We start from the raw sequence: 12322 nt of genomic DNA on the forward strand, positions 1-12322 counted from the left end.
CGAGGCAGCCAATCGAAGCATCAACTCTCCTCAATGGCTACGTCTGCAACGAGCCAGCTATTCTGTGTCCAGTTGAGGCTTACGAAGCATTGGGCATTAGAGATTGCAGACGCCGTGGTCTGCGATCCATTGGCATGTGTGAGTTGGGCGGGCTCTTGATCGATGGTTCCTGAGACTATAACGCCAGTTTTTATGTCTATGGGTGGAACGGCGATTTGATCCATGCGCACGCGTGAACCTTGGATTTGAGTTCCTTCTGTTCGAAGTTCTGAAATATTTTTGTCAGTTGCTCTACAGAAGGAGCATTTGGGTTCGGAAATTCGTGTCAAAAGTTTTGTTTCCAGGTTTTCGTAAGCGTAATTATGCACCTCCCAAAAATACCGAACAAAAGCCTCCGCCCCCTCCGCACTCCGCTCCGCTTCAGGCGCTACAGGCGGTGCCAAAGTGGCGGTAGGACTACCCGTTGCGGAAGCGGAAACCGTTGCGGTGGTGGCAGAAGTGGCTCCGCTGCTCCCGCCCCAGCAAGCGGTCAGAGCCAAGAGCCCGGACACAACGACAACACCCCGAAAGAATCCCCCGATCATGAAAAAAGAGTAACCACCCCCCACCCCAAAGTCCCTCACCCCGACCAAACTGTGGATAACCCTCCCCACCAAAAGCAGCGAGCCCGGTCCGCACGAACGGCGGGCCGGGCTCGGTGGGGAAAGGTCAGCTGAACACGACGGTCCGGGTACCGTTGATCATCACCCGGTTCTCGGCGTGCCAGGCCACGGCCCGGGCCAGCACCTGGCACTCGACGTCGCGGCCGACGGCGGCCATCTGCTCCGCCGTCGTGGCGTGGGTGACGCGCTCGACGTCCTGCTCGATGATCGGGCCCTCGTCCAGGTCGCTCGTCACGTAGTGGGCGGTGGCCCCGATGATCTTCACGCCTCGCGCATGGGCCTGCTGGTAGGGGCGGGCGCCCTTGAAGCTGGGCAGGAACGAGTGGTGGATGTTGATCGCCCGGCCGGTCAGGGCCTGGCACAGCTCGGGGGAGAGCACCTGCATGTAGCGGGCCAGCACCACCAGGTCGATCTTCTCGCGGTCGACGATCTCCAGCAGCTGCTTCTCGGCCTCGGGCTTGGTGGCCTTCGTGACCGGCACGTGGATGAACGGGATGCCGTGGCTCTCGACCAGGTCCTGGAAGTCGGTGTGGTTGCTGACCACCGCGGGGATGTCGATGCCGAGGGCACCGATGCGGTGGCGGAACAACAGGTCGTTGAGGCAGTGGCCGAACCGGGAGACGAGGATCAGCGTGCGGCAGCGGGTGGAGGCGTCGACCAGCCTCCACTGCATGTGGAAGGAGTCGGCGACGGACAGGAAACCCGCCCGCAGACGGTCGAGCGTCTCCACCGGGTCGAGGGCCGTGAACTGCACCCGCATGAAGAAGGTGCCGGCCGTGTCCGCCGCGGCGTCGGCGTCGTACTGCTCGCTCTGGAGAATGTTGCAGCCGTGCTGGATCAGGAAGCTGGCGACGGCGTAGACGATGCCCGGCCGGTCCTCGCAGGAAAGGGTGAGGACGTACTGCTGACGGTCTGCCGGGGCCGACCCGCCGGTGCCCAGGGGAGCAGGTGCGGATGTCGCAGGGGTCTGGGTGCTGCCGGGGCCGGAAGTAGTCACACGCGCAGGGTGCGGGCACGGGCACCGAACGGTCAAGAGGGGCGCCCCGGTAACGGTTGGGCGACAGCGACCGTCGACCCGGAGTGGAGGCTCTATAGCACAGCGTTGACAGTGCTCGCGCCACTCCGGGCTCGGCACGCTAAGTGAATGTTATGGAAGGGGCAAAGATGCGCTCATCGCGACTGGGAGGTATTCCGGAGTCGGCTGATCACCACCTGTGAGACTCCCAGCTCACATGATCATTAGCCGCTTTCAACACGCCGTTATGACCTGCGCGACGTCCGTTCTGCTCCGGTTGCGGATCGGTCGCCCCGGCAACCGCTGAGACCGCCCTGAGAATCCCAAGATTGTCTTGAATGGCCTCTGACCAGCACTGGTATGGTCTGCCGCACATTAGACGGTTGGGAGCGGGGTCCCTTAGCATCACGATTCGATCTCGGTTGAGCTGTATGACCGGGATGCATCCGTATCAACCGGCCGAGGACGGCCAGAAGCTGTACGACGCCGGCGACCATGGGAGCAAGAACCACCGTGACGAGCAGACGCAGGGCTCAGGACGAGGGCGATCGAAGAGCGCAGACGGCTGCGGAGCGTGAGGGGCGCACTGCTCCCGGTTCCCGTGGCGAAGTGCTCGACACCCGTCGCAGCCGCGCCACGCGCGCGACGACCGACTCCGCCCGCATGGACCCCGCCCTCGCCCGCCGCAAGCGCCGCACCGCCGCCGGTGCCCGCGTCGGCGCCGCCGGGGGTTCTTCTTTCTTCAGCGACGAGACCCCCGAGGCCGCCGCCTCCGGCGTCCGCATCGAACCGGCCCGGCCGCAGCCGCGTCTCACCCGTTCCGAGCTGCGCGCCCGCCGCGAGCGCATGGAGAAGCGCCGTCGCCGCCGCGCCATCCAGCGGCAGCTCACCTTCGGCCTGATCGGCCGGGAGACCGACCCGCAGGCCAAGACCGAGGCGATCCCCGAGCTGCGGGAGACGCAGACCGGGTCGATCCGCGTGCGTTCCGGCCAGACCGGCGCCATCCGCAAGCCCGAACTCGCGCCGGAGCCGAGCCTTCTCGAGGTCGACGTCACGGCCGACGACCCGACGCCGACCGGTGGCATCAGCCGCCGGGAGATCCGTGGCAAGCGCCCGAAGACCGGCCGCCGCTCCGGCGGGCGCAGCCCGATCGGCCGCGCGGTCAGCAACAAGCGGGCCTGGCTCGGCGCCGTCGCCATCACCCTGGTGCTCGCCGTGCCCGGCTACCTCTACCTGGACCGGACCCGCGGCACCACCGAAGAGGCCGCGCTGACCAGCGACAGCAACGAGATGCCCGCGCAGACCGCGACCCGGTCGGCCTCGCCGACGTCCGAGGAGCTGGTCGAGGCGCAGAAGCGGCTGGGCAAGGCCACGGCCACGGCGAAGAAGCTGGCCACCACCAAGAGCAAGAAGGCCACGAAGTCGTCGAGTTCCTCCAGCAGCACCACGAAGGACTCCACACCGAGCAGCAGCACCAGCACCGGTGGCACCACGCAGATCGGCCTGGCCAACCTCAGCGACAGCGCCTCCGGCCTTGGCTGGGCGTCCGGTCTGTACATGCCGGGCAGCAGCGCCAGCAACGCCGCCGCGTTCGGCAAGTGGCGCGGCGCGGGCATCGACGTGGTCGTCGACTGGCCGGCCCGCTCCAGCTGGGACGACCTGATCGACCCGGACTGGCTGTACGACTCCTGGGAGGGCACGTCGTACACCAAGTCGTTCGGCTTCCCGCCGTTCCCGGAGAACAGCGGTGGATCGCTGAGCCAGTGCGCCGCAGGCAGTTACAACAGCAAGTGGAAGCAGATCGCGCAGAACATCAAGGACGCCGGTCTGGACGACACCACCGTCATCCGCCTCGGCTGGGAGTTCAACGGCGACTGGTACGAGTGGGCCGCCGGTGACGCGGACAACTTCGCCGAGTGCTGGCGTCAGGTCGTCTCCGCGGCCGAGTCCGTGGCCCCGGCGCTGACCTGGGACTGGAACGTCAACCGGGGCGTCAGCGCCGGTCTGGCCGACCCGACCAAGGCCTACCCGGGCGACAAGTACGTCGACATCGTCGGCATCGACTCGTACGACATGTGGCCGGGCGCCACCAGCGAGGCCAACTGGGACGAGCAGCTCAACGGCAAGCAGGGCCTGAAGTACTGGGTCAACTTCGCCAAGAGCCATGGCAAGAAGGTCAGCGTGCCGGAATGGGGTGTCTACCCGGGCACCGCTCAGGCCGGGCACAACGGCGGTGACAACGCGTACTACATCGGCAAGATGAAGTCGTTCTTCGAAAGCCTGGGCAGTCAGCTGGCTTACGAGGCGTACTTCAACGAGGACGCCAGTTACTACGCCGGCTCGATCTTCGGGAACGTGCAGAACCCCGAGGCCGCCGCGAAGTACAAGTCGATCTACAGCAAGTAGCCGCAGTACTGCTGAACGGCCCTCGGGAGTTTTCTCCCGGGGGCCGTTTTCACTGCACGGACGACGAAAAACCGCTACAGAATCCCGTCTTCGATCTGTTCCACCACCACACACCAGAAGCGGTCTTTGTGGACGGCGTCGGCATCGACCGCGTTCAGCTGTTTCTTCAGCAGCCGAAGGCGTTTGCGGCGCGGAACGGCGGGTTCCTCGTCCTCGGTGGTGGGTTCCCCGGCGTAGAACTCGTCGAACGCCCTCAGAAAGCCGCGGAAGGCGTCCATACCGCTGTTCATCGGACTCGGCGTGCTGGGAGTCGGATCGAGCACGAAAAGCCGCCCCTCGGCGTCCACCCCGATCTCCTGGTAGAACGAGGCGGAACCGATCACGGTGAACTCGCGGCCCGCCATCTCCTGGATCCGGGCCGGCCGGTCGTCGAGTTTGATGCCGAAGCGCAGCTCTTCCATGTTCGGAGTGTATGACCCGCTCCGACCCGGTGATCATGCACTTCCGGGCAGTGCGGTGAGGGTGGCCCGAAACAGACCTGCCCCGTCCCCGGCCTGCTTGTTACTATGACCTCGCCGCGACTGGCGTTCGGGTGGGTCACCACCGGGAAGCGGTGGAGTCGTCGTCATCGGGTCGTTCGCCTGGGCCCGGGCGCATTGGGATACCGTCCCGCCCGACGACCGCTACCGCTTTGGAGTAACCGCATGACCTCCGATGCCACGTCCACCAGCCGTGCGATCACCCAGACCTCTCTGGCCGACGCCGACCCCGAACTCGCCGCCGTCCTCGGCCAGGAGCTCGGCCGCCAGCGGGGCACCCTGGAGATGATCGCCAGCGAGAACTTCGCCCCCCGCGCCGTGCTGGAGGCGCAGGGCTCGGTGCTCACCAACAAGTACGCCGAGGGTTACCCGGGCAAGCGGTACTACGGCGGCTGCGAGTACGTCGACATCGCCGAAGAGCTCGCGATCAGCCGGGTCAAGTCGCTGTTCGGCGCCGACTACGCCAACGTGCAGCCGCACTCCGGCGCGCAGGCCAACGCCGCCGCCATGCACGCGCTGATCCGTCACGGCGACGGCATCCTCGGCCTCGAACTGGCCCACGGCGGTCACCTGACCCACGGCATGAAGATCAACTACAGCGGCCGGCTGTACAACGTGGCGGCCTACGGGGTCGACCCGAAGAGCTTCCTGATCGACATGGACGTGGTGCGGGAGAAGGCCCTCGAGCACCGGCCCAAGCTGATCATCGCCGGCTGGTCGGCCTACCCGCGTCAGCTCGACTTCGCGGCGTTCCGCAGCATCGCCGACGAGGTCGGCGCCTACCTGATGGTCGACATGGCGCACTTCGCCGGCCTGGTCGCGGCCGGTCTGCACCCCAGCCCGATCCCGCACGCCCACGTCACCACCAGCACCACGCACAAGACGCTGGCCGGCCCGCGCGGCGGCATCATCCTGGCCAACGACCAGGAGAACGCCAAGAAGTTCCAGTCCGCGGTGTTCCCGGGCCAGCAGGGCGGCCCGCTGATGCACGTCATCGCCGGCAAGGCGGCCGCGTTCAAGATCGCCCACGGCGAGGAGTTCAAGGACCGCCAGGCCCGCACGCTGCGCGGCGCGAAGATCCTGGCCGAGCGCCTCACCGCCGAAGACGCCACCAAGGCAGGCGTTTCCGTGCTCACCGGCGGCACCGACGTGCACCTGATCCTGGTCGACCTGCGCGAGTCCACGCTCGACGGCCAGCAGGCCGAGGACCGGCTGCACGAGATCGGCATCACCGTGAACCGCAACGCCGTGCCGTTCGACCCGCGCCCGCCGATGGTCACCTCCGGTCTGCGCATCGGCACCCCGGCGCTGGCCACCCGGGGCTTCGGCGACGAGGAGTTCACCGAGGTCGCCGACGTGATCGCCGCCGCCCTCCAGCCGACCTGCGACGTCGAGGCCCTGCGCAAGCGGGTCGACAAGCTGGCCGCCGACTTCCCGCTGTACGACGGCCTGGAGACCTGGTGACCGCGCAGCTGCTCGACGGCAAGGCCGCCGCGGCCGCCATCCGCCTGGAGCTGAAGGAGCGGGTGGCTCTTCTGAGGCAGAAGGGCATCGTTCCCGGCCTCGGCACGGTGCTGGTCGGGGAAGACCCGGGCAGTGCCAAGTACGTCGCGATGAAGCACGCCGACTGCCTCGAGGTCGGCATCAACAGCATCCGCGAGGACCTGCCCGCCGACGCCACGCAGGAGCAGGTCGAGGCCGCCGTCACGCGGCTGAACGAAGACCCGGCCTGCACCGGCTACATCGTGCAGCTGCCGCTGCCCAAGGGCCTGGACTCCGACCGGGTGCTGGAACTGATCGACCCGGCCAAGGACGCCGACGGTCTGCACCCGACCAACCTCGGCCGGCTGGTGCTCAACGTCAACGCCCCGATGACGTCCCCGATCCCGTGCACCCCGCACGGCATCGTGGACCTGTTGCTGCGCAACGACATCGACCTCAAGGGCAAGGAGGTCTGCGTGGTCGGCCGCGGTGTCACCGTGGGCCGTCCGCTGGGCCTGCTGCTCACCCGCCGCGAGCTCAACGCCACGGTCACGCTGTGCCACACCGGCACCCGTGACGTGGCCGAGCACGTGCGCCGGGCCGACGTGGTGGTCGCCGCCGCCGGCGTGGCCAACATGATCACCGCCGAGATGGTCAAGCCTGGCGCGGTCGTGCTGGACGTCGGGGTCAGCCGGGGCGCGCCCGACCCGGTCACCGGAAAGTCCAAGCTGGCAGGCGATGTCGCGCTCGACGTGCGCGAGGTGGCCGGCTGGGTCGCACCCAACCCCGGTGGGGTGGGCCCGATGACCCGGGCGATGCTGCTGGCCAACGTGGTGGAGGCGGCCGAGCGGGCTGCCAACTAGAGACGACGCAAAACCCGCACGGCCCCGGCTGATTCCAGCCGGGGCCGTGTTCGGTTCATGGACGACGAGAGCTCGCGGGAGCTCATCGTCGTCCTCAATTGACGGACAGCTTGCGCAACGCCAGTTCGCTGTACAGCGCGGCGCCGTCGGCCAGCACCGAGTCGGCGAAGACGGCGTGCGGCGAGTGGTTGCTCGGCGCCGTCTCCGGGTCCTGCCCCTCCGGGCAGGCGCCGATGAGAACCATGGCGCCGGGCACTCTTTCGAGCACCCGGGAGAAGTCCTCGGTGCCGGTCAGCGGCCGGGGCAGAGCGAACATGCGCTCGTCGCCGAACAGGCCGCCCGCCGTCTCGAAGGCGAAATCGGTTGCCTCGGCGTCGTTCAGCGTGACCGGGCACTCCTCCAGGTACTCGATGTCGACCTCCACACCGTGCGCGTCCGCGATGCCGTTGCACACCTGGTGCACCAGCTCGCGCACCTGACGCCGCACGCTGCGGTCGAAAGTGCGCACGGTGGCCTCGAATCCGGCGGTGTCGGGGATCACCGTGTGCTTGGTGCCGGCCTTCAGCCGGCCCACCGTGAGCACCGCGGCCTCGAAGGCGTCGATGCGGCGGGTGATCGCGGTCTGGAGAGCGATCACCATCTCGCAGATCGCCGGTACCGGGTCGTGGGCCAGGTGCGGCGAGGCGGCGTGCCCGCCGTAGCCCCGCGCCGTCACGAAAAGCCCGTCGCTGGCGGCCATCACGGCCCCCGGGCGACTGGCGATCGTGCCCCGCGGAACCTGGTTGGGCAGCACGTGCAGGGCGTAGGCGGCGTCGGCGGCCCGGCCGGCGGCGCTCAGGATGCCGCCGTCGATCATCTTGGCGGCGCCGTGGTAGCCCTCCTCGCCGGGCTGGAACATCAGCACCACGTCGCCCGCCAGCTGGTCACGCCGGTCGCTGAGCAGGCGGGCGGCGCCCACCAGCATGGAGGTGTGCAGGTCGTGGCCGCAGGCGTGCATGGCGCCGTCGACGGTTGACCGGAAGGGCAGGTCCACCTCCTCGTGCACCGGCAGGGCGTCCATGTCGGCGCGCAGCAGTACCACCGGGGCGATGTCCGGGTCGGCGGCGGCCTCGCCGCGCAGGACCGCGGTGACCGAGCCGATGTCGCGACCCGGGGTGATCTCCAGGTCGAGGCCGTCCAGTGCCTCGAGCACCGCCTGCTGGGTGCGTTGCAGCTTGAGCCCGATCTCGGGTCGCCGATGCAGCCGGTGCCGCAGATCGGCGAGATCGGCACTGATCCCGGCCGCGTCGTCCAGAAGGGTCATGTCAATTGCATACCCTTTCCCGCGCTCACGTGACAGGGGTTTCAGGCAAAGCCACACGTCTTGTTGGTCCCGATCAGGCCGGAAGGCGCAGCTCCAGCCGCCGAACGGCCCTCGCCACGGCGTCCGGGTCCTCGTGCACGGGGGTGTGGCCGGTGTCGAGCAGCACCAGCTCGGCGCCGGGGATCCCGGTGGCCAGCTCCTGCGCGTGGGCGACGGTGCGGGCCTGGTCGTGGCGGCCGTGGACCACGACGGTGGGGACGGCGACGGTGTGCAGGAGCGGGCGCAGGTCGAGGGCGTGCTGACTGCGGAGCACGTCGTGGGCGCCCCGCGGGTCGGTGGCCAGGGCCCAGGCCAGCCACTCCGCGCGGGTGCCCGGGTCGAGGGGTTCGTGGAAGGAACGGTCGAGGATGCGGCCGAGCAGCTCCGGTCCCCAGTTCTCGCGCAGCCCGAGCAGAATCGCCTCGACGTCGCCGTGGTCGCGCATGTGGGCGCCGGTGTCGGCGAGGAGCAGACCGGCCACCAGGCCGGGGTGGCTGAGGGCCAGCTGAAGGGCCAGGGCGCCGCCGGTGGAGTGGCCGATCACCAGCGTCGGCCCGTCGAGCTGGGCGGCGATGTCGGCGACCAGCGAGGGGATGTCCCACGGTCCCGGCCGGGTGAGCCACGACCAGGTCCTGAGGTCTACTGATTCGGCGAGGCGATCGAACACCGCGGGTGGGCAGAGGGTGCCGGGCAGGGCGAGGATCGGGGTCACGGTCCGATTATCGGTGGGCTGTGTCGGGGGCCGTGCGAGTATGGCTGGCCTGTCGATGGAAGGTGGAGTCGTACCGTGCTGAGGGTTGCAACGGCCAACGTCAACGGTATCCGGGCGGCTGAGCGGCGGGGGATGCCTGCCTGGCTGGCCTCACGGCAGCCGGACATCCTGTGTCTTCAGGAGGTGCGCGCGGACGACGCGACGCTCATGAAGATCATGGGTGAGGGCTGGTTCGGGGTGCATGAGGAGGCTTCGTCGGCCAAGGGGCGGGCCGGCGTTGCCGTGCTGTCCCGGACTGAGCCGGTGGCCGTGCGGTCCGGCCTGGGGTCGTTCCTCGGTGCGGGGCGCTGGGTTGAGGCCGACTTCGCTCTGACCCCTTCTGCCGAGGGGGAGCCCGCGTTGCTGACGGTGGTGTCGGTCTACATCCACACCGGTGAGGCCGAGACGCCGAAGCAGGACGAGAAGTACCGGTTCCTGAACGAGATCCGGGAGCGGATGAACAAGCTTGCTGCTGATGGCCGGCATCTGCTGGTGTGCGGGGACTTCAACATCTGCCACCGTGAGGTGGATCTGAAGAACTGGAAGGGCAATCTGAAGAAGTCCGGGTTCTTGCCGGCTGAGCGGGCCTGGATGGATTCGTTGTTCGACGAGGACGGGTTTGTCGACGTCCATCGGAAGATGGCGGGGGAGGGGCCTGGGCCTTACACCTGGTTCTCCTGGCGTGGGAAGGCCTGGGACACCGGGGCGGGATGGAGGATTGATCTTGCCGTCGCGAGCCCTGATCTCGCTGATCTGGCGACCTCGGCCGAGGTGGACCTCGCACCCTCGTACGCAGAGCGGTGGAGCGATCATTCTCCGGTAGTAGTGGATCTGGAGCAGCTCGGCTTCTGACATGGCTGCGCTGCTGCATTGCAGCCTTACTGCTTCGCAGCTGGCGAACTAGCCTGGTTCTGGAGAGGGCTGACCAGGGTGGGAGAGGTGGACATGACGGACGCTCTTTTTCATGGATTCATCGCCCTCCAGTCGCGAGGCCTGTTCGCTCTGCCCAGCGATCTTCGGCGGCGGTACGGACTGGACAAGCCCGGCGCCCAGATAGAGATCACGGAGCGCCCGGACGGTGTCCTGGAGGTGCGCCCGCAGACAGCCGTACCTGCGACCCAGGCTTGGCTCTGGGAAGAGGAGTGGCAGCAGCGTGAGCGCGAGGCCACGGCTGATCTCCGGGCGGGCCGGTTCACTGATCATGACAGTGCTGATGCGTTCCTGGCCGATCTCGACTCGTGAAGCTCCGAACTTTCGACAGCTTCAGGTCTGACACAAGAAGCTGAAGCCCGAGCGCAAGGACGCTTTTCGGAAGATCGTCCTGGACAAAATCGCCCCCGCCTGTGACGGCCGGGCATTGGCGCAAGCGGCACGCCGGGCCGACGTGTGGCCCGACTCGCTTCGAGTGGCGGCCGGTGCCAGCACGTCGTGATTCGGTCGAATGTCGCCCTTCTGATGAAGCATCTTTGTCCACAGTTGAGGTGTACTCGCACTGAACCGAGTGACGCTGTCGAGGGCCTCGGGCGATTGGCCAAAGAGGTTGTCTAACGACACCCTTGGACGGCGCGGCGGGTTGGCGCATCGATGACGCCATCGCAGGCCCTGACCTGGCGCCCCTCGCTACAGCTGTTGAGGTGGGTCTGGCCCTCACCATTGCCGAGCGCTGGAGCGACCACTCGCCGGTCGTCGTGGAACTGGAGCTCAGGTGGGGGACACACCTCCGAAGGTTACTCATCGTGGTTACACAATACTAGGCGTTCGTATAGGGTTGTGTTCATGGCTTGGATCGGCGTCGCCGAGGCTGCGCGGCGTTTGGGCGTTGGCTCGGCGCGGGTTCATCAGCGCATCGCAGACGGTTCCCTGTCTGCCCGGCGGATCGGTTCGCAATGGGCGATTGACGAATCCTCGCTTGCGTTGGTCGCCGAGCGTCATCGGCCCGGGCGTCCGCTGTCTGAGCGCTCGGCCTGGTACCTCATCGCGGCTGGGTCGAGTGATGCCGAGGCGCTCTCCGGGGCGACAGCCGTGGAACGAGGTCGAGCCGAAAAGCGATTGGCGGAACTTCTTTCGCGGTTCACTGGGCAAGTGGTGCTGACGGAGGTTGAGCTACGCGAATCGGCCAGGGATCTGAGGTTGCTGCTTCGAAACCGTGCGCAGCGGCGACTTTGGCGGGCCTCTGTGCGCGATCTGCCCGATTTGCGCGAAGATCGCCGCATCGCTCTGTCGGGCCTCAGTGACCCGCACAGCGGTATTGCATCCGGTGATCTTGTCGAGGGGTATGTCGAGGGCGGCCAGGTCGAGGCGCTGGTGCACGACTATCTGCTTGTCGAAGAGGTGGCCGAGTCCAGGGCCAATGTTGTCCTCCACATCGGTCGGCATGTCTCGGCGGCGGGCGAAGGCCGCAGCCTGCTCCTGCTGGCGGCTGATCTTGTTGAGTACCGGCGTCCCCGCGAAGAGGCCAGGGCAGCCGAACTGCTGTCGGAACTCGCAAATTCGCGGATAGAAAATGATCCATCGGGGGAGTCGCATGATCGTCCTACCTGAAATGTCCAGCGCTCAAGCTGCCTCCTGGCGTGGAGTCATGGATCTGCACGAGAAGCTGGACGACGGCTGGACTCTCGTGGGTGGACAGATGGTCCATCTGCACTGTGCTGAGGCGGGACACGCGCCGACACGGCCTACGAACGATGTCGACACGGTGATCGATGTCAGAGCTCGTCCCAACATGCTCCAGATCTTCACGAGAGTGCTGGTGGGGCTCGGGTTCAGCGGCGCAGGAATCTCCGCTGAGGGAATTCAGCATCGATGGGTTCGTGGCGAGGCCACGATCGACGTGTTGTTGCCGGACGGGGTGGGGGAGAAGGCGGCGTTGCGGACCGGAGTGACGGCCAGCCCAACCATCCCAACTCCAGGCGGCACTCAGGCACTTGATCGCAGCGACTCGGTTGCGGTATCGGTCGCAGGTCGCGAAGGTTTTGTGCGCCGTCCGACGCTGGTGGGCGCCTTGATCATGAAGGCAGCGGCTCACAGCGCGGTCGGAGACCCGGCGAAGGGCCGTCACCGAAGCGACTTCGTCACGCTTGCATCGCTGATTGCCGCGCGAGACTTCCGCGGGGTCGAACTGACGAAGAAGGACCGTCAGCGCTTGAAAGGCATGATCGCCGCGGTGCGGGCCGACGCCCAGGTCATGGCCGGCATCGAGGATGCGGTCGGCACGCTGATCAGGCTTGAACGCGTGTCCGGCTGAGCCGGCGCCCGCCTGTTA

12 protein-coding genes and 1 riboswitch are annotated in these 12322 nt (G+C 67.3%); of the genes, 7 read left to right on the forward strand and 5 right to left on the reverse strand.

The annotated features are described in order from the left end of the window. Positions 1-20: 20 nt before the first annotated feature. Together KIH74_RS39120 and purU are read right to left on the reverse strand one after the other, a co-directional pair. A complete protein-coding gene (locus tag KIH74_RS39120) occupies positions 21-584 on the reverse strand; it encodes a DUF6318 family protein (protein WP_372491973.1) in 564 nt (187 codons plus the stop codon). Between the two features lie 124 nt (positions 585-708). Further along, a complete protein-coding gene (purU, locus tag KIH74_RS03360; protein WP_214154444.1) occupies positions 709-1602 on the reverse strand; it encodes a formyltetrahydrofolate deformylase in 894 nt (297 codons plus the stop codon). 684 nt (positions 1603-2286) lie between these two features. On the opposite strand from purU, the gene KIH74_RS38310 reads away from it, so the two are divergent. Continuing rightward, positions 2287-4083 (forward strand): glycoside hydrolase family 26 protein, encoded by a 1797-nt coding sequence (locus KIH74_RS38310; protein ID WP_214154209.1) that lies wholly within the window; start codon positions 2287-2289, stop codon positions 4081-4083. A gap of 74 nt (positions 4084-4157) precedes the next feature. Here KIH74_RS38310 and KIH74_RS03370 read toward each other — a convergent pair whose 3' ends face one another. Beyond that, the gene (locus KIH74_RS03370) at positions 4158-4544 is read right to left on the reverse strand and encodes an SUKH-4 family immunity protein (RefSeq protein ID WP_214154210.1); all 387 of its coding nucleotides are present in this window, start codon (positions 4542-4544) and stop codon (positions 4158-4160) included. Between the two features lie 106 nt (positions 4545-4650). Further along, positions 4651-4737, forward strand: a riboswitch (ZMP/ZTP riboswitch). A 50-nt stretch (positions 4738-4787) separates the two neighbouring features. Here KIH74_RS03370 and glyA point away from each other — a divergent pair. Then, a complete protein-coding gene (glyA, locus tag KIH74_RS03375) occupies positions 4788-6086 on the forward strand; it encodes a serine hydroxymethyltransferase (RefSeq protein ID WP_214154211.1) in 1299 nt (432 codons plus the stop codon). Continuing rightward, positions 6083-6967, forward strand: a complete 885-nt coding sequence (locus tag KIH74_RS03380; protein WP_214154212.1) for a bifunctional methylenetetrahydrofolate dehydrogenase/methenyltetrahydrofolate cyclohydrolase — start codon at positions 6083-6085, stop codon at positions 6965-6967. The genes glyA and KIH74_RS03380 overlap by 4 nt, the downstream gene beginning before the upstream one ends. A 94-nt stretch (positions 6968-7061) precedes the next feature. On the opposite strand, the gene KIH74_RS03385 is transcribed toward KIH74_RS03380, so the two are convergent. Together KIH74_RS03385 and KIH74_RS03390 are read right to left on the reverse strand one after the other, a co-directional pair. Further along, on the reverse strand, positions 7062-8270 hold the full coding sequence (locus KIH74_RS03385; RefSeq protein ID WP_214154213.1) for a M20 metallopeptidase family protein: 1209 nt from the start codon (positions 8268-8270) through the stop codon (positions 7062-7064). Positions 8271-8343: 73 nt separating this feature from the next. Further along, positions 8344-9021, reverse strand: a complete 678-nt coding sequence (locus KIH74_RS03390; RefSeq protein WP_214154214.1) for an alpha/beta fold hydrolase — start codon at positions 9019-9021, stop codon at positions 8344-8346. A 75-nt stretch (positions 9022-9096) separates the two neighbouring features. Here KIH74_RS03390 and KIH74_RS03395 point away from each other — a divergent pair, with 75 nt between their 5' ends. The 4 genes from KIH74_RS03395 to KIH74_RS03410 all read left to right on the forward strand — a co-directional run bounded on the left by KIH74_RS03395 (position 9097) and on the right by KIH74_RS03410 (position 12304). After that, the gene (locus tag KIH74_RS03395) at positions 9097-9912 is read left to right on the forward strand and encodes an exodeoxyribonuclease III (protein ID WP_214154215.1); all 816 of its coding nucleotides are present in this window, start codon (positions 9097-9099) and stop codon (positions 9910-9912) included. A gap of 93 nt (positions 9913-10005) precedes the next feature. Beyond that, positions 10006-10302, forward strand: a complete 297-nt coding sequence (locus KIH74_RS03400) for an AbrB/MazE/SpoVT family DNA-binding domain-containing protein (RefSeq protein WP_372491994.1) — start codon at positions 10006-10008, stop codon at positions 10300-10302. Between the two features lie 534 nt (positions 10303-10836). Then, on the forward strand, positions 10837-11601 hold the full coding sequence (locus KIH74_RS03405) for a helix-turn-helix domain-containing protein (RefSeq protein ID WP_214154217.1): 765 nt from the start codon (positions 10837-10839) through the stop codon (positions 11599-11601). 37 nt (positions 11602-11638) lie between these two features. After that, complete coding sequence (locus KIH74_RS03410) at positions 11639-12304, forward strand: hypothetical protein (protein WP_214154218.1); 666 nt, start codon at positions 11639-11641, stop codon at positions 12302-12304. Positions 12305-12322: the final 18 nt, after the last annotated feature.

Source organism: Kineosporia corallincola (assembly GCF_018499875.1).
GTDB classification, from domain to species: domain Bacteria; phylum Actinomycetota; class Actinomycetes; order Actinomycetales; family Kineosporiaceae; genus Kineosporia; species Kineosporia corallincola.